This window comes from Arthrobacter sp. 10T413_2 (assembly GCF_056394205.1).
The window spans coordinates 43,012-63,540 of sequence record NZ_JBFTHK010000007.1 but is presented as its reverse complement, the minus strand read 5'-3'; the positions used below and the strand labels follow the sequence as shown (position 1 = coordinate 63,540).

The window sequence follows — 20,529 nt, the reverse complement described above, 5'->3', positions numbered from 1 at the left end:
CCGAGACCCTCCGCGCCACGGGCGACCCCCGCACCCGCGGCCAGGCCATGGCCGACACCCTGGTCGAACGCACCACCGGCACCCCCGGCGGGATCGCMGGCATCGACCTCCAGCTCATCATKACCGACCGCACCCTCTTCCAGGCCGACTCCGAACCCGCAAGGCTCCCCGGCTACGGCACCGTCCCCGCCGCCTGGGCCCGGCAACTACTCACAGACACGGGCGCAGGCACTTCCGGCGGGGAACGAGACTTCAAAATCTGGCTCCGCCGCCTCTACACCCGCCCCGGCACCGGGGACCTCGTCGGGATGGACTCCCGCGCCCGGATCTTCCCCGCCGGACTCCGCCGCTTCATCCAAACCCGGGACGACACCTGCCGCACCCCCTACTGCGACGCCCCGATCCGGCACCTGGACCACATCATCTCCTGGCATAACGGCGGRSACACCACGSGCACCAACGGCKCCGGACTCTGCGAAGCCTGCAACCACACCAAAGAAACCCCCGGCTGGAACGCCMASCCCCGYCCCGGCCCCAGACACRCCATCCAGCTCACCACCCCSACCGGCYACASCTACCAGTCCACGGCCCCGCCSCTSCCGGGCACTGCGTATCCCAAGGCGGCGACACCGCTCCGCCGGCGCAAGCTCCGGTACCTCGCCAAGGCGCCAAAACGAGCTAGGCCTCGGGCCGCGGCAGCGGCCTGAGACCCTCCTGGGTTTGCAGTCACAAGAGGCTAGGAGATCAAGAACAATCTGAGCCCCCGGGCCCCGGCGACAGACCATTTTTGGCCGCAATCCAAGAACCGCAAAATCCTCAAGCGGATTAACACACTCATCAAGGACATCGCGCGCAACGCCAATGAGTGATCGGAAGACCGGAGCCGCTCAAACACGGCTTCTACGGCTACCGGTCCCGGCGCACCACCGACGAGCGTCGGCTGGTCTACGGGAAACTGAACCTCAGCCAGGGGAACGGACTGTCCCACTGCCTCGTGCGGCGGCAACACGCAAGGCCTGCAGGTACCTTCGCGATCTCGCTATGAGACGGCTCGGACATTTGCATGTCCAGAATGACCCGGCTTAATCAAGTGGTTACCTGCAGGCGCTTTAAGCGTACGCCTGCCCCACCACCGTGGCGAGGGGAAGAAAGCCTCTGGACCCCGCCATAAAAACACGCTCTTCCGCGAAAGCGTAGAGTGGAGGAAGCCGCCTGATTCTGGACGCCGAGTGCTGAGGGAGAAATCGTGACGATTGACTGGGACGAAAAAAAGGCCCTGCTGCAGGAGCCGAACATCGCCGCGGTGACGCAGCTGTGCGACGAGCTCATGGAAAAGAAGCCTGGATCCGTGGTCCCCTACATCGACCCCGTCCATGACGAGGACGAATGCCGGATTGTCAGCCTGCATATCAGCCCCGGCAAGGGCACGGAGTCGGGCTTTGTCTCGCACTTCAACGACKACGAAACGGCCCGCCGCGCCACCTCCATCTACGAGGCCGCAGAGCTGGACCCCCGCTACGTAATGCCGTGGAACGCCTACCCGTGGGTCCGCGATCCGGACGCCGCCTCGGCCCTGAATGTCCAGGAGAAGACGGACGGACTCCGGCCCTTCCGCCAGTTCCTGAAGATCAACAAGCGCGTCTCGGCCGTCATTGCCCACGGCGCCGACGCCCACTCCTTCCTGACGCTCTTCGAGAAGACCTACCATTCCTCGTTGAAGAACCATGGCGTCAAGATCTACAAAGCCACCGCGCTTGGCGGCCGCGCCTTCGCCGTTTCCCCCGCCAAGCAGGAAGAGCTCCTGGCCAAGAACGTTGAGGTCTACCGGGACGCCATGCAGCGGGCCGGCATCCAGCACCTCTAAGGCCAGGACTTCACCCCTCCATCAGCCTGCGCCGGTGTTTGAGCTCCTTGAGCCAATCGCGGGTGACCGCCGCCGAAAACGGCKAGGTGCCGTCGTCGTTCATCATGGAACTGAACGCCGTACCCGCTTGGAGGTCCGCCAGCAGCGGGCCCGCGGCCTTCAGCGCCAGCTCCAGCGCCTGAACGGCGGCCCGCTCCGTCAGCCGCATCCCCGCGGCCCAGCCCAGGAAGTGCTTCCGGGATATCCCCGTCCGCTTGCCGTCCAGGGTCAGRGCGAGCGTCTTGTCGCCGTAGACCACGGTGGAGGGGATGTCGTACACCGGCGCTATGGACCATTCGCCGCCCGGCTGCTGCACCATGGAAACATTTTTGGCGTGCAGGTCCCCGTTGCCCGTCAGCCACGCGAACGCCGCCTGGAGGGCCAGATTCCGCAGCGCCGGCAGCGGCGCCGCGCAGTACGCCGCCAGCGCATGGCACACCTGCCCGTAACCCACGTTGTACTTGTCCGCCGGGTACAGCCCCAGCACCTGGGCCCCGTCCTCGACGGCGAGCCGCTGCACGGCATTCGACGGCGCGCCCGCCGCAGCCGTTGAGAGGGGCACCCGGTCGAAGCGCTCCACAAGCAGCCCCGGCCGACCGGCGACGTCGCGGATCAGCTGGACCCGGCTCAGCGGGATCCGCAGCCGCGCCGCATAGCGGAACATGACGTATTCGTTCTCGACGACGTGCGGGAACTCGGGCGCGTTGAGCTTGAGGATGTAGCGCCGGCCGGCGCTGGCCACCGGCATGGAGATCATCCCTGCAGACAGCTTGTCCTGGACGCCGGCGAGCGCCACCGGGTCGATCAGGCCCGAGTCGCCCAGCAGGGCATCGAAATCCACGGGCGTTCCGAGTTCAAGCTCGACGGCGTGTTCGTCCGGATCCAGCTTCTCCCCGTGGCCCACGATTTGCACGTCACCCACCGGATTGGCTCCGGCCGCGATGAGCAGCGACAGATCATCGTCCACACTGGTCTTGACGGACCGGCGCAGGGCATTCAACCGCCGGCCCTCCGGCAGAAGCCCGGTGAAATACGGCGGGGCCGCGCCCGCCGCCGACAGCACAGGGTCCGCCGTCAGCGGCAGGGAGCTCGCGACGGCGGGTGCCCCGGACGCCAGGTACGCCGGCAGGTAATTGAACCTGGTGCCCCCGTCGTGCCGTTCCAGCCGGGCCGCCAGCACGCCGGCCTTGTAGACGTCGGCGATGCGGTGCCTCATGGCCGGGCGTCCATACCGTGATCCGGTTCCCCGGGTGCCCGCAGTTCCCCGTGGGCCCGCTGCCCGGCGAGTGCGCGGGCGGCTGCGCTGGTCCGTGTCTGCACCCGGAGTTCCAGCCCCAGCGTGTCCAGGAGCGCCAGCAGGGAATCCAGCTGCACCGTGCGTTTGCCCTGTTCGACGAACCGGACGAAGCGTTCGGAGACTCCGGCCAGTTCGGCCAATTCACGCTGCCCCAGCCGGAGCGAGGCGCGCCGCACGCGGACCTCTGCAGCGAGCTGGTCCGGAAAGGACTTCGCCATGACCGCCTCCCTGTTAATCCCGATGCGCCCGATCGGCCGCCTTCATAGGTACGAACGTGCCGTTTTCCCCGCAATCCCAGTGTAGGACGGCCGGGCGAGCCCGTACAGAGCAATTTCGGTACGTTCGTACCGGTGGCGCGGTAGATGCTCACGCCCTTAGGGTCCAACGGCCCTGCCCCCGCCGGGGGCCCGACGAGATGCTGGACAAGGGCGGGCGGCCTGCCCGTGCACGAACGCGGAGCGGCGCGGAAGGACAAGCCATGGGACGGCTGGACGGCAAAGTGGCATTGATCAGCGGCGGCGCCCGCGGCATCGGAGGCGCCATGGCGACCCGGATGCTGGAGGAAKGGGCCAAGGTGGTGGTCGGCGATGTCCTGGACGAGGAGGGCGCTGCGCTGGCTGCCCGGCTGGGCGACGGCGCCCGGTACGTGCACCTGGACGTGACTAAGCCTGCGGACTGGGAGCAGGCCGTGGGCGAGGCCGTCGGCGCCTTTGGCGGGCTCAGCATCCTGGTCAACAACGCCGGAATAGTGAACTTCGGCCGGATCGACGACTATCCGCACGAGCAGTGGGCCCGGATCATCGACGTGAACCTCACCGGCGTCTTCAATGGCATCAAGGCCGCCGCCCCGGCCCTGGCCCGCTCCAGTCCCGCCGCCATCATCAACGTCTCATCGATCGCCGGACTGCGCGGATACGAACAGCTCGCCGGGTACACGGCGTCAAAGTTCGGGGTCCGCGGCCTGACCAAAAGCGCCGCCCTGGACCTCGGCGGCCTGGGCATTCGMGTCAATTCCGTGCACCCGGGGGTCATCCAGACACCCATGACGGAGGGCATGACCTTCGACACCGGCCACGTCCCGCTGCACCGGGTCGGCCAGCCGACGGAAGTCGCGGACCTCGCCGTCTACCTCGCCGCGGACGAATCCTCCTTCGTCACCGGGGCCGAATTCGTGATCGACGGCGGCGAAACCGCGGGGTCGGTCGCGGCCAACCCGGCCGATGCGCCGGAGAACTAGCCCGAAAGGGGCACCATGTCCGGGAAGAGTGGTTCAAAACTGGCGGTGGTCGGTGCCGGAAGCGTCGGCACCTCCCTCGCTTATGCGGCCCTGATCCGCGGCTCGGCCAGCCACGTCGCCTTGTTCGACGTCAACGCCACCAAGGCCGAGGCCGAGGTGCTGGACCTGGCCCACGGGACGCAGTTCGCCGCCGCGGCGGCGACTGTCACGGGCGGCGGCGACATCTCCGCCACGGAGGGCGCCGACGTCGTGGTTGTGACGGCGGGCGCCAAACAGGCCCCGGGCCAGACGCGCCTTGACCTGGCCGGCACGAATGTCMGGATCCTCGAGGACCTCATGCCCCGGCTGCTGGAGCATGCCCCGGACGCCGTCTATGTACTCGTCACGAACCCCTGCGACGTCCTGACAGTCGCCGCGCAGAAGATCTCCGGCCTGCCGACGTCGCGCATCTTCTCCTCCGGCACGGTGCTGGATACCTCCCGGCTCCGCTGGCTGCTGGCCGAACGCGCAGGAGTCTCGCTCACCAGCGTCCACGCCAGCATGGTGGGCGAGCACGGTGACACGGAGTTCCCCATCTGGTCCGGCGCCACGATTGGCCCGGTTCCCATCCGCAACTGGACCGTCGATGGCCAACGGATTTTCTMCTCCGAACTCCTGGCCGAGACCGCCCGCGAGGTGACACAGGCCGCGTACAAGGTGATCGCCGGCAAGGGCGCCACCAACTACGCCATCGGGCTGTCCGGTGCACGCATCGTCGAGGCCCTGCTGCGCGCCGAAAACGCGGTCCTTCCGGTTTCCACGCTGCTGGACGGCCAGTACGGAATCTCCGGCGTGGCGCTCTCGCTGCCCAGCATCGTCGGGCACGGCGGCGTCCTGAAGGTGCTGGACACCCCCATGGACGACGGCGAACTCGCCTCCCTCCACCACTCGGCAGAAACGCTGCAGCAGAGCCTGGCGACGCTCGGGATCTGAAGTGGCAGCCTACCGGCGGGAACATCGTTCCGCAGCCGGGCGTTGAACCCGGGTACCCTGAAAGTGCCTCCGGGTCACGAGAACGCCGTGAAACGGGAAGGCAGCCCAACGACCCAGCCAGGAGGATCGCCATGGCCACTGCCCCCGCAGCCGGTGCCGCGTCGGTCCTCCGCCGCGCAGCCCTGCTGGCCGGCATCCTCGCCGTCATAGCCGGCTTCCTTGGCATGCACATCCTTGCCGGCCTCCACGGCACGCACGGCCAAACGGCCCACCCGGCAAACGCTGCCAGCGTCATGCCCGCCGCCAGGGCCCAAACCGGGCACTCGCCCGCCGCGGCAGCTCCTGCGGCCCCTCCCGTCTTCGCTACGACGGTGACAGTCGGCGGCACGCCGATGCCGGCGTCGTGCACGTGCCAGGGTGGCTGCGCCGAGAAGCCGGCCGCCCATGTGGACTGCACTCCCTMTGTGTCCGGCGCCTCGCTGAGCGTGCCGCCACCGGGCACCACGGTGGTGCGATCCCAACCCTGGGCGACAGGTGCTGCGGTCCAGTGGACGCTCTCGGCCCACATCCCCGGCTCACCCACGCCCAACGATCTGTCCATTAGCCGAACGTAAACCCGGGCCCGCGCCGTTGATTTTCCGGCGCCTCTGCATGCCATCGGGGCGCGCCGCCCTCCTGCGCCGCAGCCCGCCCGACGCCGGCGTTCCCTGCCGGATTTTCAAAAGGACAAATCTGACATGAAGAAGACCCTCACCATTTCCGCTGCMGCCCTTACCGCCGTTATCGCCCTGGCCGGTTGCTCCACCGGCTCCGGCTCGAGTTCCGGCAGCACGATGTCCGGAATGGGCAGCGGCAGCATGCCTGCGAGCTCCGCGCCGGCCACTGCCGGCGCCACCCACAACGGCACCGACATGCTCTTTGCCCAGGGCATGATCCCCCACCATGCACAAGCCGTCGAAATGAGCGAGATGATGCTGCAGAAGCAGGGCATGGACGCACAAATCACGGCTCTGGCCGAGAAGATCAAGGCCGCCCAAGGCCCGGAGATCGAGAGAATGACCGGATGGCTCAAGGCCTGGAACGAATCCACGCAGACGGCCGGCGGCCACTCCATGTCCGGCATGATGGGCGAGGACGACCTCAAGGAACTCGACGCCGCCCAGGGCACCGAGGCCGCGAAGCTCTTCCTGACCCAGATGATCGCTCACCACGAGGGCGCCGTGGAGATGGCAAACGCCGAGGTCCGCAGCGGCAAGAGCGCCGAGGCCGTCCAGCGGGGCAAGGACATCGCGGCCGCCCAGACCGCAGAAATCGCCGAGATGAAGGCACTGCTCGCCGCGCTGTAGACGCCGCCGGCACCAGAGCACCAACCGTGACGGCAGCCCGAGGGCCCCTGGCATCCGGGCCCTCGGGCTGCCGTCATCCGGCCCCCGGGCCGCCGTCACAGTTGACACCAGGTGTGACCCCTGTCATATTTTAAAGCGTGAACCTGTCAGACAGCCGGACAGCAGGAMAGCCCCTCGCCCGCCTCAGCGCGGCCGAAGCGGTATTCAACGTCCTCCGCTCCGACATCGAATCCGGCAAGCTCGGCGTCGGCGCCAAGCTGAGCTCCGAGGCAACGCTCGCCCAGCAGTACGGGGTGAGCCGCTCAGTGGTGCGCGAAGCCCTGCGCTCCTGCACCGCCCTGGGCCTGACCGTCACCAGGACCGGACGTGGCACGTTCGTCGTCGCCAACCACGTGGCAAAGGACCTGGTCCTGGGCCAGTACTCGGCACGCGACCTCACCGAGGCGCGTCCCCATATCGAGGTTCCTGCCGCCGGGCTGGCCGCGGAACGAMGATCGCCCGAGGAACTGGACACCATGCGGGACATCGTCGCTGCGATGACCGCCGAGGACGATCCCGAAGTATGGGTGGGCCTGGACTCCAGCTTCCACGCGTTGATCGCACGGGCCAGCCGCAACAAGGTGTTCGAAAACGTCGTCGCGGACATCCGCGAGGCCCTCGCTTACCAGTCCGAGACCCTGAACATGGTGGCGGACCGCCAGCACGCGTCCGACGACGAACACCGGCGCATCCTGGCCGCCATCGAAGCTGGCGACGCGGCGACGKCGCGCATCGCCATGAGCCAGCACCTCCATGCCGTTGGCGTTGCCCTCGACTCAATCCTCAACTCCTAACAGAAGGCACGGCAGGCGCCGGACACCTGCGCCGGCACCCGACCAGATACCAACAACTCCACTGCCAAAGGACGCAATGATTTCTCCTGCCCTCGCGCACTTCCCGACCCCGCTGGCCCCGGAGCGGCTCCCGCAGCACGCCGCGCTTGCGGTCCAGGCCCGCGACGGCCTGGTCGAGAGCGTCCACTACGGCTCCGCGATCGCCACGGCGGCGGACGGCCGGACCCTCCTGGCCGCCGGCGAGCCCCTCGCCCCGTTCTACCCGCGCTCGGCCCTGAAGCCGCTGCAGGCCGTGGCCATGGTCCGCGTCGGGCTGGACCTCCCGGACGAACTCCTGGCCCTCGCAGCCGCCAGCCATTCCGGAGCCGCCGCCCACCGCGACGGTGCGCGGCGCATCCTGGACCTGCACGGGCTGACCCCGGAGGACCTCGAGAACAGCACAGACCTCCCCTACGGCGCCCGCGAGCGCGAGGAGTGGCTCGCCGACGGCGGAAAGGCCACCCAGCTGGCCCAGAACTGCTCCGGAAAGCACGCAGCGATGGCCGCCACCTGCGTCATCAACGGCTGGCCGGTCCGCGGCTACCTGGACCCGGAACACCCGCTGCAGCAGCTCGTGGCCCGGACCGTGGCGGAGCTGACCGGCGAGGATCCGGAGCGTACCTCCACTGACGGCTGCGGCACCCCGCTCTTCGCGCTCACCCTGCGCGGCATGGCCCGCGCGTTCGGCCGGCTGGCCGCGGCAGGCGGCCCCGGCGCATCCGGAGACAGCACGGAAGCCGCCGTCGCACGCGCCATGCGCCGCCACCCCGAGATGGTTGCGGGCGAGGACCGGGACGTCACCGCGCTGATGCGCCTGGTCCCCGKCCTGCTGGCCAAGKACGGCTTCGAGGGTGTCCAGCTGGTGGGCCTCCCGGACGGCCGCGCCGTCGCCGTGAAGATCTCCGACGGCGGGGACCGCGCCCGGATGCCCGTCACCGTGCGGATCCTGGCGGCGCTCGACGTCGACACCTCGTTCCTGGGGCACCTCGCGGCGGCCCCTGTGCTGGGCGGCGGGCGGCCCGTCGGGCTCCTGCAGGCCGCCGATTTCCTCGCCGCTCCCGAAACCTCCCACGCCGCCGACGCCCAGTAAGGACCGCCATGACCTCGATCGACGAACGCCCGGATTTCCGCTCCGAACACGACCTCCTGGGCGACCGGGATGTTCCCGCCGACGCCTACTGGGGTGTCCATACCCTCCGGGCCGTGGAGAACTTCCCCATCACCGGCCAGCCGCTGTCCTCCAACATGTACCTGGTCCGCGGGCTGGCTGCCGTGAAACTGGCCGCCGCCCGCACCAACCACGAGCTCGGGCTGCTCGACGCCGAGCGCGCCCGGGCCATCGAGGATGCCTGCGCCGACGTCATGAACGGCAAGCTCAGCGAGCAGTTCGTCGTGGACGTCATCCAGGGCGGTGCCGGGACGTCGTCGAACATGAACGCCAACGAGGTGATCGCCAACCGGGCCCTGGAAATCCTCGGCCACCCCAAGGGCGACTACGCACGGCTGCACCCCAACGACCACGTCAACCTCAGCCAGTCCACCAACGATGTCTATCCCACGGCGGTCAAGCTCGGCACGATCTTMGCCGCCCGGGAACTGCTGGAAGCGCTCACCGAGCTCGAGGACGCCTTCGCCGCCAAGGCCCTTGAATTCCGCACCGTGGTGAAGATGGGCCGCACCCAGCTGCAGGACGCCGTCCCCATGACACTCGGCCAGGAATTCGGCACCTACGCCGTCACGATCGGGGAGGACCGGCTCCGCCTGGCCGAAGCCGACCTGCTGATCCACGAAATCAATCTCGGTGCCACGGCGATCGGCACCGGCCTGAACGCCCCGGCCGGGTACGCCGCGGCCGCCTGCCGGCACCTGGCCGACATCACGGGCCTTCCGCTCGTCACGGCCGTGGACCTGATCGAGGCCACCCAGGACGTMGGCGCCTTCGTGCACCTCTCCGGCGTGCTGAAGCGGGTCGCCGTGAAACTCTCCAAGATCTGCAACGACCTCCGGCTGCTCTCCTCCGGCCCGCGCGCCGGGCTTGGCGAAATCAACCTGCCCGCCGTGCAGTCCGGCTCCTCGATCATGCCCGGCAAGATCAACCCGGTCATCCCGGAAGTGGTCAGCCAGGTGGCCTACGAGGTCATCGGCAACGACGTCACCATCACCATGGCCGCCGAGGCCGGCCAGCTCCAGCTCAACGCCTTCGAACCGATCATTGTCCACAGCCTCCACAAKAGCATCTCCCACCTGGAAGCCGCCTGCCGCACCCTCACGGCCCGCTGCGTCCCGGGCATCACCGCCAACACCGAGCGGCTCCGCCTCACGGTGGAACAGTCAATCGGCCTCGTCACCGCCCTCAACCCGCACCTGGGCTACGCCACAGCCACGGCCATCGCGCAGGAGGCCCTCGCCACCGGCAAGGGCGTCGCGGAGCTCGTCCTCGAACACGGGCTCCTGACCGCGGAGCAGCTTACCGAGCTCCTCAGCCCGCAGCGCCTGGCCAACCTGAGCAAGTAGCGTACTTCCGAACCCCGAAGGACCCCCATGACTTATCCCGACACTGCCCGCGCCCAAAAACAGCAGGACCAACAGCCCGCCAATCAGCGGCCTGCCGTCACCGACCACACCATTCCGGCGCATGCCCACGCCACCGAGGCCGCGCTCCACGCCGAGGACCAGGGCTACCACAAGAGCCTGAAACCCCGGCAGGTCCAGATGATCGCGATCGGCGGCGCCATCGGCACGGGCCTGTTCATGGGCGCCGGGGGCCGTCTCGCCACTGCCGGACCGGCCCTGATCATCAGCTACGCCGTCTGCGGCTTCTTCGCCTTCATGATCCTGCGCGCCCTCGGCGAACTCGTGATGCACCGGCCGTCGTCGGGCTCGTTCGTGTCCTACGCCCGCGAATTCTTCGGGGAAAAGGCCGCATTCGTCACCGGCTGGCTGTACTGGCTGAACTGGGCCATGACCGCGATCGTGGACATCACCGCCGTCGCGCTCTACATGAACTTCTTCAAGAAGTACTGGGCCCCCATCGCGGACGTGCCGCAGTGGGTCTGGGCCCTGGCCGCCTTGATCCTGGTCCTGGCCCTGAACCTCATCAGCGTCAAGGTGTTYGGCGAACTCGAATTCTGGTTCGCGCTCATCAAGGTGGTGGCGCTGGTGTCCTTCCTGCTCGTGGGCATCTACTTCGTCATCTTCGGCACGCCCGTCGGCGGCCACGAGGTCGGTTTCAGCCTGATCGCGGACAATGGCGGCCTATTCCCCAACGGCCTGTTGCCGGCAGTCGTGGTGATGCAGGGCGTCGTGTTCGCCTACGCCTCGATCGAGCTGATCGGCACCGCCGCGGGCGAGACGGAAAACCCGGAAAAGATCATGCCGCGGGCCATCAACACGGTGATCGTGCGCATCGCGGTGTTCTACGTCGGCTCGCTCGTCCTGCTCTCGCTGCTGCTGCCCTACAGCTCCTACAAGGCCGGCGAAAGTCCGTTCGTGACGTTCTTCGGTTCCATCGGCGTGGACGGCGTGGACGCCATCATGAACCTCGTGGTCCTTACCGCGGCGCTTTCCTCACTCAACGCCGGACTCTACTCCACCGGCCGGATCATGCGCTCCATGTCCGTGTCGGGTTCCGCGCCGAAGTTCGCCGCCCGGATGAACAAGTCCGGTGTMCCCTACGGCGGCATCGCCCTGACCGCCGGCGTGGMCGTCCTGGGCGTCGTCCTGAACGCCGTGGTCCCCGCCGAGGCCTTCGAGATCGTCCTGAACGTCGCGTCGCTGGGCATCATCAGCACGTGGGCCATGATCGTGCTGTGCCAGATGCAGCTGGCCCGGCTCGCGGCCCGCGGGGAACTGCTCCGGCCTTCCTTCCGGATGCCCGGCGCCCCCGTCACAGGCTGGATCACCTTGGCCTTCCTCCTGGCGGTGCTGGTCCTCATGGCGTTCGACTCGCCAGTGGGAACGTGGACCATCGCGTCCCTCGTCGTCATCATCCCGCTCCTGATGCTCGGCTGGCGCCTCTGCCGGCACCGCATCATGGAAATCGCCGCCGTCCGCGACGGCTTCACCGGCCCGTACCCGCTCGTGGCCAACCGGCCTGGCCCGGGGTCGCCGGGCGGCAATTAGCATCTCCCGCGCGTCTGGCTCGCAGTTGTTGTCGTTTTGAACCTCAGAACGGCAACAGCTGCGAGCCAGTTCTAGGTTTGGCGGCGTAATGCAACGCCCCCGCAACCTCTGATCGAGGCGGTTCGCATATGCTCAGCAGACCAGCTCACACTGGCGCCCACCGGCTCAGCGACGAACCATCCGGGAGACACTTCATGACCAACTGGCGGATCAGGGACTTCCACTCGGCAGATCTTGACGGCATCCTGCACCTTTGGGAATCCCTCAAGGAATCGAATGTGGAGCCCGTCTACGCGCTCTCCGAGGTTCTGGCCTCGTGCGAAAAGGACCATGCCGTCGTGGCGGTGCAGGGCGAGCAGGTGGTGGGCGCCGCCGTCGGACGTGCCGCCCATGACCAGGGCTGGATCGTTTTCCTGGCGACGCTGCCCGAGTTCCGGGGCCGCGGGATCGGGACCTCGCTGCTGGCCGCCGTCGAGAACCGGATGGCCCCGCACGGGCTGAACAAGCTCTCCGCGCTCATGCCGGAATCCGAAACCCGGGTGGAGGCATTCCTGGGCCGCGGCTTTGTGTTGAAGAAGAACCTGCGCTACTTTGAGCGGAAGATCCCGGTCCAGCGCCAGGAGCTGGAACCCCTCAGCCAGCTTGGCGGCCGCATCCTGGCCCGCGACCTGTGGGAGAACGTGGCCGGCATGCGCCGCGAAAAGGAACTGCTCGAACGCCGGCTGGTCCTGCCCCTCGCCGAGGCCGACCTCGCCGACGAATACGGCGTGGTTCCCCCGCGCGCCGTCGTCCTCTTCGGTCCGCCCGGCACCGGCAAKACGACGTTCGCCAAGGCGATCGCGTCCCGTCTCGAATGGCCCTTCGTGGAGGTCTTCCCCTCCCGGCTGGCCGCCGATCCGCAGGGCCTGGCCGGCGCGCTGCGCGAAACGTTCCTGGAGATCGCCGAACTCGAGCACGCGGTGGTTTTCATCGACGAGGTCGAGGAAATCGCCTCGCAGCGCTCGGGCGAACCGCCCTCTCCCCTGCAGGGCGTGACCAACGAGCTCCTCAAGATCATCCCAGCCTTCCGCGAACAGCCCGGCCGCATCCTGGTCTGCGCCACCAATTTCATCCGCGMCCTGGATTCGGCGTTCCTGCKGCACGGCCGGTTCGATTACGTCATCCCGATCGGCCTGCCGGACCGGCAGGCCCGCGAGGCGATGTGGCAGCGCTTTATCCCCGCCGCCGTGGTGGACGACGTCGACGTCGAGCTCCTCGTGGACCGCACCGAGGGCTTCTCCCCCGCGGACATCGAGTACGCGGCCCGCAGCGCCTCCCAGCGGGCGCTGGAAAAAGCGGTGTACGACGACGGCGGGGCGGCGTCCGGGGGCGATCCCGCCTCCCGTGCGGCCGTCCGCAAGGGCCCTTCCACCCAGGACTATCTCGATGCCATCCGGGACACCCGGACGACGGTCAGCGACTTGGTGCACCAGGACTTTCTTGAGGACATCGAGGCCCTGGGCCGGGTGTAGCCAAGCAACGAGGTGGGAGCGTGATCAGGGCCGCAGCTGTCCAGCCGGTGACCTTCGGCCCTTTCCGGCGCACCCGGGACCTGCCAGAGTGGCGGTTATGGCCATGGACGCTGTCGTCACCACCCACAACGGCACGCTGCGGGGCACGGAAGCCGACGGMGTCGCGTCGTTCCTGGGCGTTCCCTACGCAGCGCCGCCGTCCGGGGCGAACCGGCTCCGGCCGCCGCAACCGGTTGAGCCGTGGACCGGCGTGCGGGATGCCACGCACTTCGGGGCGTCCCCTCCCCAGGTTGCTCCGCCCCTGGGTGCGGGCACCGACTGGGACACCGGGCTGACCGGGGAAGACTGCCTGAACCTCAACATCTGGACGCCCGCTGCAAGGGCGGCCGCAGGGACGTCAGGCGCAGGGGGGCCCGGACTCCCGGTAATGGTTTGGATCCAGGGCGGCGCCTTCGAGGTCGGCTCGACGGCGGCGTACGACGGCCGGAACTTCGCCCGGGACGGCGTCGTGTGCGCCGTGATCAACTGGAGAGTGGGCGCCGACGGCTTTCTCTACCTCGGCGACGGGCACGCCAACGTGGGCCTGCTTGATCAGGTCGCGGCCCTGGAGTGGGTCCGGGACAATATCGCGGACTTCKGCGGCGACCCCGGAAACGTCACCGTCTTTGGCGAGTCCGCCGGCGCGATGAGCATCGGCATCCTGCTGTCCATGCCCCGGGCCGAGGGTTTGTTCCGGCGGGCCATCCTGCAGAGCGGGGCAGCCCACCACGTGATCCCCGAACCGGCCGCGGAACGGATCGGCCGGTCCCTTGCCGTGAAGCTGGGCGTGGCGCAGACCCGCGAGGCTATGGCGGCGGTTCCGGTCGAGCGGTTCCTCGCKGCGCAGGCGGAACTGAAGGCCGAGCTGCTGGCGCATCCGGATCCCGAGCGMTGGGGCCGCGACGTCGTGGCGAGCCTGATGCCCTGGCAGCCGGTGATCGACGGCGAGGTCATTCCGCGCCGTCCCATTGACCGGATTGCCGCCGGGGCCAGCGCGCACGTCGACGTGATCGTCGGCACMAACACCGAGGACTGGAAACTGTTCCTGGCCATCACCGGCGTGCTCCCCAGGGTTACGGAAGAGAGCCTGAGCGGCACGGACAGCATCGAGGGCTTCCCGCCGCCCGCCGCGTACGGCCTCCCGGCCCAGGCTGGGCTCGAAACGTATCGGGCCCACTACCCCGACGCCGGCCCCGGCGACCTTCTTGCCGCGGTGCAGACTGACTGGTGGGTGCGGATGCCGGCCATCCGCTTGGCCGAGGCCCACGCCGAGGCGGCGCAGGGTACCGGAGCGGGCACCTACATGTACGAGTTCGCGTGGGCAGCACCGGGCCTCGGCGCGGTCCACGCGTTGGAAGTGCCGTTCGTCTTTGACAACCTGGACACGACGGCCCGGCTGTTCGGGCCGCTTCTGGGCGACAACCCGCCGCAGGCACTGGCGGACTCCCTGCACGCCGCCTGGGTGTCTTTCGCCGCCACCGGGGACCCCGGCTGGCCGGGGTACGAACCCGCCCGCAGAGCCACCATGCGCTTCGACGTCGCCCCGAGTGTGGTGAACGACCCCCGGTCCTGGGAACGCTCCCTGTGGGAGGGAATCCGCTAGACGACGGCGTCCGGGTTGTCGTAGGCCAGGTTCTCGTAGTCGGTGTCGTCCGCCTCGTCGAGCATGTCGTCCAGTTCCTGGAGCAGCCACGGGTTGATCAGGGCCAGGATCTTGCGGGTCTCCTCCACGGGGACCGCGGCGTAGAGCACCGGGCGGGCCTCGTCGTAGCGTGTGACCGGCGGCTTGTCCGGCCACTTCTCCGCAAGCGCCTTGACGCGCTCGGGCAGCGAATTGTGTGCGTTGTCGGCAATCTTGACCAGGGTGGCGTCGTGGTCTTCGGCGATGTAACGGATGCCCGCCTGGTAGTCGTCCGGGTTCTCGTGCAAGCGCTTCGTGACGCGCTCAATAATGTCGGCGGCCCGCTCGGAAACCCCCATGTCCAGGAGGGCCTGCCGGGTCATCGGGGTGTCCTCGGCAATGTCGTGGAGGTACCCGGCGATCTGGATGTCTTCGTCGAAGTCCGCCAGCGCATCCCCGACGGCGAGCACGTGCTCGCGGTACGGCCGCTTGAGCTTGTCCTTCTGCCGGTTGTGGGCCACCTCGGCCAGGACCTTGGCTGTCTCAACGGTGAAGCGGGGCTGGGGGTGTGCGGGCTCGGTCATGGATCCAGCCTACGCGMCGGGCCACACCCAGGGCGCCCGTGGCAGCGCGGCCGGGTCGAACACGGCAAGGGCACCGGCAAGCGGGCCGGCGGGAAGCCCGAGGGATGCCAGCAGGATGTCCCGGACCTCATCGGCTCCAACGCCGGCCCGTGCCAGGTCCGCGAGCGTAACGGCGCCGTCGCGCTTGGCCAGCCGGGCGCCGTCGGAGTTCAGCACCAGCGGAACATGTGCATATTCCGGAACGGGCATATTTAGGAGCGATGCCAGGTAGGCCTGGCGCGGCGTGGAGGGCAGTAGGTCGTCCCCGCGGACCACCTGGTCGATGCCCTGCATGGCATCGTCCACCACCACGGCGAGGTTGTAGGCGGTCACGCCGTCGTTGCGCCGGAGCACGAAGTCGTCCACCACTCCGGTGTAGTCGCCGTGGAGCACGTCCCGCACCGTCGTCTCGGCCACGGCGGCGCGGAGCCGGACCGCCGCCGGCCGGGCGGCCCGCCTGGCGTCCCGCTCCGCGTCGCTCAGGTTCCGGCAGGTTCCCGGGTAGGCGCCCAGCGGGGCGTGCGGCGCGGACGGGGCCTCCTGGATTTCGCGGCGCGTGCAGAAGCACTCGTAGGTCAGGCCGGCTGCAGTCAACTGTGCGACCGCCTCGGCATACAGGTGCTCACGGTCCGTCTGGCGCACGACGCCGCCGTCCCAGGTCACGCCGATCGCCGCAAGATCGCGGAGCTGCTCCGCCTCGGCACCGGCCCGGGCCCGGTCCAGGTCCTCCACCCGCATCAGGAAGCGCCGCCCCGTGGACCGGGCAAAGAGCCACGCCAGGATGGCCGTCCGGAGGTTGCCGACGTGAAGTTCGCCGGAGGGGCTGGGGGCGAAGCGGCCGGCAGACGTCATGGGTCCAGCCTATGCCGGGCAGAACAAGAGCCCCTCAGCTACCGATGACTTCGGGACATCCGACGTCGGTAGCTCAGGGGCTCTTGCCGTGTTGTGGTGCGCTGTGCGGAATGACGATGCGTGAACAAGAGTCAGTCAGCGGCAGGTTCCTTGCGGGAGCCTCATCCAGGGTCCGGGTGGTGTGCCGGGGTTCCTGTAGCCTTCGGGACCGTGGCGGTGGCCGCGTCCCTTTGTTGTCATCATTTGAGCAGAAGACCTACAGTTGGTGCAACGGACTGGGCCCGGAGTAGTCAGTCTGATCAACTTCGGCCGGGAGAGTGAACAGGAAGTGGTCATTTTGCAGGAGCTCGACGCGACCGACCGGCGGATCCTCGCCGCACTGGATGACGATCCCCGCGTGCCGGTCATGCTGCTGGCGCAAAAGCTGGGCCTGGCACGGGGCACTGTGCAGTCCCGCCTGGAGCGGATGTCGGCGTCGGGCGCGCTCCGGCCGAACAGCAGCCGGGTCCTGCCGTCCGCCCTGGGCCGAGGCGTGGCGGCTGCGGTGAGCGCGGAACTGGACCAGAGCCACCTCAACGAGGCGATCGCGGCCCTGCGCAACATCCCCGAGGTGCTCGAATGCCATGCCCCGGCCGGGGACACCGACCTCCTGATCCGGGTGGTGGCCAAGAGCCCGGACGACCTCTACCGCGTGTCCGAGGAAATCCGGCTGTGTCCCGGCATCGTCCGGACGTCAACGAGCATGTTCCTGCGCGAAGTCATCCCCTACCGGACGACGGKACTCCTGGACGCCTGAGCCCGGCAGCCCGGCAGCCCGGCAGCCTCGAAATCCCCGCTCAGACCGGCGGCCCKGCGTTGGACTTCAGGTTCTTCATGACCAGCGTGGACGTCAGGCGTTCGACGCCGGGAAGGGAGGTCAGTTCGCTGTCGTAGAAGCGCTGGTAGGACGGAAGATCCTCTGCGATGACCTTGAGCAGATAGTCCGGCGAGCCGAAGAGACGCTGGGCTTCGACGATGTTCGGGTTGTCCGCTACCCGGTTCTCGAAGATCTCCATCGTCGATCGGTCCACCTGGCGCAGCGTCACGAACACGATGGCCTCGAAGCCGAGCCCGACAGCGGCCGGATCGATGTCCGCCCGGTAGCCCCGGATGATCCCCGCGGCCTCCAGATCCCGCAGCCGGCGATGACAGGGGGCCACGGTCAGCCCGACCTTCGAGGCCAGCGCCGTGGCGGTCATTCGCCCGTCCATTTGGAGGTGGCGCAAAATACTTCTGTCAATGTTGTCAATCACGCAAGAATCTTACCGGAGAGGGGCGATTCTTCGGTAAATAGGCGAACACTTCCGGGCCGGATTTGCCTAGAGTTTTCCCTATACCTGCTACGAGGTACTGCATCCCCTGGAGCCTGCCGTGAACCCCCAGCTTTTCCTCGCCTTCCTGGTTGTCGCCGTCGCCCTGGCCTGCACCCCCGGCGTCGACTGGGCGTACTCGATTGCTGCGGGGCTGAGGCAGCGCAGCTTCGCTCCCGCCGTCGCCGGGCTGTGCGGCGGCTACGCCCTGCACACCGTGCTCCTGGTGCTGGGACTGGCGGCACTGCTGGCCGGGATGCCCGGCGTGCTCGGCTGGCTGACGGCGGCGGGCGCCCTCTACCTGCTGTGGCTGGGCTACAGCACCCTGCGGTCCTGGCGCGGCGCCACCTTCAGCACCGGCACGGACGCTCCCCCGGCGGCGGCCCCCGCGAGCCAGTTCCGGATCTTCCTCCAGGGCATCGGCATCAGCGGGATCAATCCCAAGGGACTGCTGTTCTTCGTGGCCCTGGTGCCGCAGTTCGTCAGCCCGGACGCCGCGCTGCCTGTTCCGGTCCAGTCGGGCTTGCTCGGGCTCACCTTCGTGCTGCTCGTGGGCGTCATCTACAGCTGCGTGGCCCTTCTGGCCCGGAAACTGCTGCACGCGCGGCCGGGCGCCGCCCGTCAGGTGACGCTGGCCAGCGGGATCATCATGCTGATCCTGGGCGCCATGCTGCTCGCTGAACAAATCGTGCCCGCCGTCAGCGCGGCGATGAGCCGCGCCTGAGCCAGCGAATCCATGGCAGAGGCTATTTGCGCTGCATGTACCACTCGGTGAAGGACGACGCGCGGCCGTCCGCGGTGAGCTGGATGATCCACAGGTTGTCATAACTTCGGCTGTTGCCGCGGTAGGTGGTCAGGCCCTGTACGAATGCCCGGCCGCCGTCGACCCCAAGCAGCTTCCACTCGAACATCCAGTCATCCGGCTCGTCGCGCCCGGCGAGCCAGTGCTCGACGATGTCTTCCCGGCCGCGCCAGGGTTCGGCCTCCTGGGGGCTCGTCGCATAGATGGCGTCCTCGGTGAACAGCGCCCGGATGTCCTCGGGATCGTTCGTCGTCCACGCCGTGATGTAGTGCTGCATCCAGCGCGCCACAGCATCTCTCATGCCTCGTTTGTACTCCCCGCCACGGAGGCCCGYAAGGGTAGTGGATACGTGGATTTGGCCACCAAGCGGGCCCGGTGACCTGTCAGTCCTCGTCAGCGCCGCCGTATTCGCGGTCCCAAAGTTCATGCAGTTCCGCGTCCTTGCGGGCGGCCTTCACGATCTCCGACTKCGCCGGTTTCCGGMGCTGCCATTCCAGGCCGCCGAGGGTTTTGCGGCCCGCTTCCAGAATGAGCAAGGCCTGGTCCGTGAGTGCGTCGCTGCGCAGCGCCAAGTGCGTCTTGCGGCGCCGCAGGACCTCCTGAAGGGCGGAACGGGACGCGCCGTAGGATCCGAGTCTGCGGAGGGACCGGGACCGCACCAGCAATAGCGCGGCAGCCAGATCGTCCGCGTTCAGCAGCCCCTCAGTGTCCGCCACCACGTCAACGTCGTGTCCCAGCTCTGCCGCAAGGGAACACCGGGCCAGAGCCAGAGGCAACGACGGCGGCAGGCCGGCCAGCGCCGCCAGGGCCTCCTCCGTCTGGCCGGTCTCGCGCAGGGAATGCGACAGGGCCAGAACCACGGCCTCCTCGCTGAAGAGCACAGGAACCTCAACCCGTTCCGCCACCTCCACCCTGGTGAGCACACCGGCCAGGTACACGGCGGCGTAGCGGTTGGCGTCGGCGTCGTTCCGGAGGCTCAGGCCATGCTGCAGGAGCTCGGAGGCACGCAGATGACCGCCGTGTGAGTACGCCAGCAGCCCGGCCATCAGATAGCAAAGCCCGGACCAGCCAGGGTAGGTGCGGGCCAGGGCAATCAGCCTGTCCGGCTCGGTGCTGCCGAAGACGGCGGAGTGCACGGCCTTCGCCGTCTTCCCCGGCATCCGGCCGGCCACTTTGCCTAGGCGGGGCACCCCGCCCTCCGCGGCCAGCGTCCCCGGGACCCGGCCCGCCATGAGTCCGGTCACCACACCGCCCACGTTGCCGGCCAGGCCGCGGACGGGCGTCCGGACCACGGCTTTGCGGAAGGGGGTCAGATCGCGGGTTTCGGTATACGGCCTGCCCTGCCCCCGGGACCCGCCGGCGGGGATGGGACCCGTGCGGATMGGGCCCGTGGGGCTAGGAACACTGGGCTTCAGGTGGGCGGATTCGCCAGATGCGGCGCTCATTCCCTCATGGTAGTAGGACCGGCCGGCCCCTGCTAGKCGGCCGCGGCCACCCAGAGGCCGATCACCCAGGTGCTCGCGGAAAGGCAGGCGAGGCCGAATTCCACGATCATGCCAAGGCCCGTGGCCTTCAGCGCCGCCCAACTCGAGGCCACGGCGGTACTGAACACCCGCGTACGCTGCAGCTCGCTGAGCAGAAGTCCGGCGGCGAAGCCCACGAACAGCCCGACGACGGGGATGATGAACATGCCGGCCACGCCCAGCACCAGCCCCACCATCACGGAACGGCTCKGGATGCTGTGCTGCTTGAGTTTCCGGCCGGTCAGCACGGTGCTGGCGGCCATGCCGGCCAGGACGAAGGTCAGGCCGATCCCGAAAACCACCCAGCCCGTGGTTCCGGCGCCGCCMCACAGCGCCCAGGCGAACAGGCTCAGCCCGATCAGGATGCTGCCCGGCAGCACGGGGATGATGGTTCCGGCCACGCCCACCAGGATGGCGAGKCCGCACAGCACGGTCACGGCACTCTCGGGGTTCATGGCCC

23 protein-coding genes are annotated in these 20,529 nt (G+C 68.5%); 15 read left to right on the top strand and 8 right to left on the bottom strand.

Going from position 1 to position 20,529, the window contains the following annotated elements; translation table 11 throughout:
* The 3 genes from AC1DBQ_RS02635 to AC1DBQ_RS02625 all read left to right on the top strand — a co-directional run.
* The coding region (locus AC1DBQ_RS02635) for an HNH endonuclease (protein ID WP_476927013.1) at nucleotides 1–707 on the top strand (707 nt) is incomplete at its 5' end.
* A 158-nt stretch (nucleotides 708–865) separates the two neighbouring features.
* A complete protein-coding gene (locus tag AC1DBQ_RS02630) occupies nucleotides 866–1,045 on the top strand; it encodes a type II toxin-antitoxin system YoeB family toxin (protein ID WP_476927012.1) in 180 nt (59 codons plus the stop codon).
* Nucleotides 1,046–1,246: 201 nt separating this feature from the next.
* Complete coding sequence (locus tag AC1DBQ_RS02625) at nucleotides 1,247–1,864, top strand: uracil-DNA glycosylase family protein (protein WP_476927011.1); 618 nt, start codon at nucleotides 1,247–1,249, stop codon at nucleotides 1,862–1,864.
* A 10-nt stretch (nucleotides 1,865–1,874) separates the two neighbouring features.
* On the opposite strand, the gene AC1DBQ_RS02620 is transcribed toward AC1DBQ_RS02625, so the two are convergent.
* Nucleotides 1,875–3,119 carry a type II toxin-antitoxin system HipA family toxin gene (locus tag AC1DBQ_RS02620; protein WP_476927010.1) on the bottom strand — a complete coding sequence of 415 codons (1,245 nt, stop codon included), beginning with the start codon at nucleotides 3,117–3,119 and terminating at the stop codon, nucleotides 1,875–1,877.
* Nucleotides 3,116–3,418: a type II toxin-antitoxin system Y4mF family antitoxin gene (locus AC1DBQ_RS02615; RefSeq protein WP_476927009.1), complete on the bottom strand. Its 303-nt coding sequence runs from the start codon at nucleotides 3,416–3,418 to the stop codon at nucleotides 3,116–3,118. The genes AC1DBQ_RS02620 and AC1DBQ_RS02615 overlap by 4 nt, the downstream gene beginning before the upstream one ends.
* A gap of 260 nt (nucleotides 3,419–3,678) precedes the next feature.
* Between AC1DBQ_RS02615 and AC1DBQ_RS02610 the strand changes: the two genes are divergently transcribed.
* The 10 genes from AC1DBQ_RS02610 to AC1DBQ_RS02565 all read left to right on the top strand — a co-directional run bounded on the left by AC1DBQ_RS02610 (nucleotide 3,679) and on the right by AC1DBQ_RS02565 (nucleotide 14,902).
* A complete protein-coding gene (locus tag AC1DBQ_RS02610; protein ID WP_476927008.1) occupies nucleotides 3,679–4,437 on the top strand; it encodes an SDR family oxidoreductase in 759 nt (252 codons plus the stop codon).
* Nucleotides 4,438–4,452: 15 nt separating this feature from the next.
* Nucleotides 4,453–5,409: an L-lactate dehydrogenase gene (locus tag AC1DBQ_RS02605; protein ID WP_476927007.1), complete on the top strand. Its 957-nt coding sequence runs from the start codon at nucleotides 4,453–4,455 to the stop codon at nucleotides 5,407–5,409.
* 131 nt (nucleotides 5,410–5,540) lie between these two features.
* Nucleotides 5,541–6,023, top strand: coding sequence for a hypothetical protein (locus AC1DBQ_RS02600; protein ID WP_476927006.1), 483 nt, complete (start codon nucleotides 5,541–5,543; stop codon nucleotides 6,021–6,023).
* Between the two features lie 123 nt (nucleotides 6,024–6,146).
* Nucleotides 6,147–6,755 (top strand): DUF305 domain-containing protein, encoded by a 609-nt coding sequence (locus tag AC1DBQ_RS02595; protein ID WP_476927005.1) that lies wholly within the window; start codon nucleotides 6,147–6,149, stop codon nucleotides 6,753–6,755.
* 137 nt (nucleotides 6,756–6,892) lie between these two features.
* On the top strand, nucleotides 6,893–7,588 hold the full coding sequence (locus AC1DBQ_RS02590; RefSeq protein ID WP_476927004.1) for a FadR/GntR family transcriptional regulator: 696 nt from the start codon (nucleotides 6,893–6,895) through the stop codon (nucleotides 7,586–7,588).
* Nucleotides 7,589–7,664: 76 nt separating this feature from the next.
* Nucleotides 7,665–8,717: an asparaginase gene (locus AC1DBQ_RS02585; protein ID WP_476927003.1), complete on the top strand. Its 1,053-nt coding sequence runs from the start codon at nucleotides 7,665–7,667 to the stop codon at nucleotides 8,715–8,717.
* Between the two features lie 8 nt (nucleotides 8,718–8,725).
* On the top strand, nucleotides 8,726–10,141 hold the full coding sequence (locus AC1DBQ_RS02580) for an aspartate ammonia-lyase (protein ID WP_476927002.1): 1,416 nt from the start codon (nucleotides 8,726–8,728) through the stop codon (nucleotides 10,139–10,141).
* Nucleotides 10,142–10,168: 27 nt separating this feature from the next.
* Nucleotides 10,169–11,749, top strand: a complete 1,581-nt coding sequence (locus tag AC1DBQ_RS02575) for an amino acid permease (RefSeq protein ID WP_476927001.1) — start codon at nucleotides 10,169–10,171, stop codon at nucleotides 11,747–11,749.
* 194 nt (nucleotides 11,750–11,943) lie between these two features.
* Nucleotides 11,944–13,260, top strand: a complete 1,317-nt coding sequence (locus AC1DBQ_RS02570; RefSeq protein WP_476927000.1) for an ATP-binding protein — start codon at nucleotides 11,944–11,946, stop codon at nucleotides 13,258–13,260.
* 103 nt (nucleotides 13,261–13,363) lie between these two features.
* Nucleotides 13,364–14,902, top strand: coding sequence for a carboxylesterase/lipase family protein (locus AC1DBQ_RS02565; protein WP_476926999.1), 1,539 nt, complete (start codon nucleotides 13,364–13,366; stop codon nucleotides 14,900–14,902).
* On the opposite strand, the gene AC1DBQ_RS02560 is transcribed toward AC1DBQ_RS02565, so the two are convergent.
* Both AC1DBQ_RS02560 and gluQRS read right to left on the bottom strand, forming a co-directional pair.
* Nucleotides 14,899–15,504, bottom strand: a complete 606-nt coding sequence (locus AC1DBQ_RS02560; protein ID WP_476926998.1) for an HD domain-containing protein — start codon at nucleotides 15,502–15,504, stop codon at nucleotides 14,899–14,901. The two genes, AC1DBQ_RS02565 and AC1DBQ_RS02560, sit on opposite strands and share 4 nt — an antisense overlap.
* A 9-nt stretch (nucleotides 15,505–15,513) precedes the next feature.
* Complete coding sequence (gene gluQRS / locus AC1DBQ_RS02555; RefSeq protein ID WP_476926997.1) at nucleotides 15,514–16,395, bottom strand: tRNA glutamyl-Q(34) synthetase GluQRS; 882 nt, start codon at nucleotides 16,393–16,395, stop codon at nucleotides 15,514–15,516.
* A 337-nt stretch (nucleotides 16,396–16,732) separates the two neighbouring features.
* Here gluQRS and AC1DBQ_RS02550 point away from each other — a divergent pair, with 337 nt between their 5' ends.
* Nucleotides 16,733–17,191 carry an Lrp/AsnC family transcriptional regulator gene (locus AC1DBQ_RS02550; protein ID WP_476927015.1) on the top strand — a complete coding sequence of 153 codons (459 nt, stop codon included), beginning with the start codon at nucleotides 16,733–16,735 and terminating at the stop codon, nucleotides 17,189–17,191.
* A gap of 40 nt (nucleotides 17,192–17,231) precedes the next feature.
* Here the strand turns inward: AC1DBQ_RS02550 and AC1DBQ_RS02545 are convergent, their stop codons facing one another.
* Nucleotides 17,232–17,687: an Lrp/AsnC family transcriptional regulator gene (locus AC1DBQ_RS02545; protein ID WP_476926996.1), complete on the bottom strand. Its 456-nt coding sequence runs from the start codon at nucleotides 17,685–17,687 to the stop codon at nucleotides 17,232–17,234.
* Nucleotides 17,688–17,805: 118 nt separating this feature from the next.
* Here AC1DBQ_RS02545 and AC1DBQ_RS02540 point away from each other — a divergent pair, with 118 nt between their 5' ends.
* On the top strand, nucleotides 17,806–18,468 hold the full coding sequence (locus tag AC1DBQ_RS02540) for a LysE family translocator (protein ID WP_476926995.1): 663 nt from the start codon (nucleotides 17,806–17,808) through the stop codon (nucleotides 18,466–18,468).
* A 22-nt stretch (nucleotides 18,469–18,490) separates the two neighbouring features.
* Here the strand turns inward: AC1DBQ_RS02540 and AC1DBQ_RS02535 are convergent, their stop codons facing one another.
* From AC1DBQ_RS02535 to AC1DBQ_RS02525, 3 genes are all read right to left on the bottom strand, one after another.
* Nucleotides 18,491–18,847: a nuclear transport factor 2 family protein gene (locus AC1DBQ_RS02535; RefSeq protein WP_476926994.1), complete on the bottom strand. Its 357-nt coding sequence runs from the start codon at nucleotides 18,845–18,847 to the stop codon at nucleotides 18,491–18,493.
* A gap of 82 nt (nucleotides 18,848–18,929) precedes the next feature.
* Nucleotides 18,930–19,991 (bottom strand): hypothetical protein, encoded by a 1,062-nt coding sequence (locus AC1DBQ_RS02530; protein WP_476926993.1) that lies wholly within the window; start codon nucleotides 19,989–19,991, stop codon nucleotides 18,930–18,932.
* Nucleotides 19,992–20,023: 32 nt separating this feature from the next.
* The gene (locus AC1DBQ_RS02525) at nucleotides 20,024–20,524 is read right to left on the bottom strand and encodes a DUF456 domain-containing protein (protein WP_476926992.1); all 501 of its coding nucleotides are present in this window, start codon (nucleotides 20,522–20,524) and stop codon (nucleotides 20,024–20,026) included.
* Nucleotides 20,525–20,529 lie beyond the last annotated feature (5 nt).

Coding starts and splice junctions, on each gene's coding strand:
- AC1DBQ_RS02615 (WP_476927009.1), bottom strand. CDS start 3,418: ATGGCGAAGTCCTTTCCGGACCAGCTCGCTGCAGAGGTCCGCGTGCGG.
- AC1DBQ_RS02560 (WP_476926998.1), bottom strand. CDS start 15,504: ATGACCGAGCCCGCACACCCCCAGCCCCGCTTCACCGTTGAGACAGCC.
- AC1DBQ_RS02535 (WP_476926994.1), bottom strand. CDS start 18,847: ATGAGAGATGCTGTGGCGCGCTGGATGCAGCACTACATCACGGCGTGG.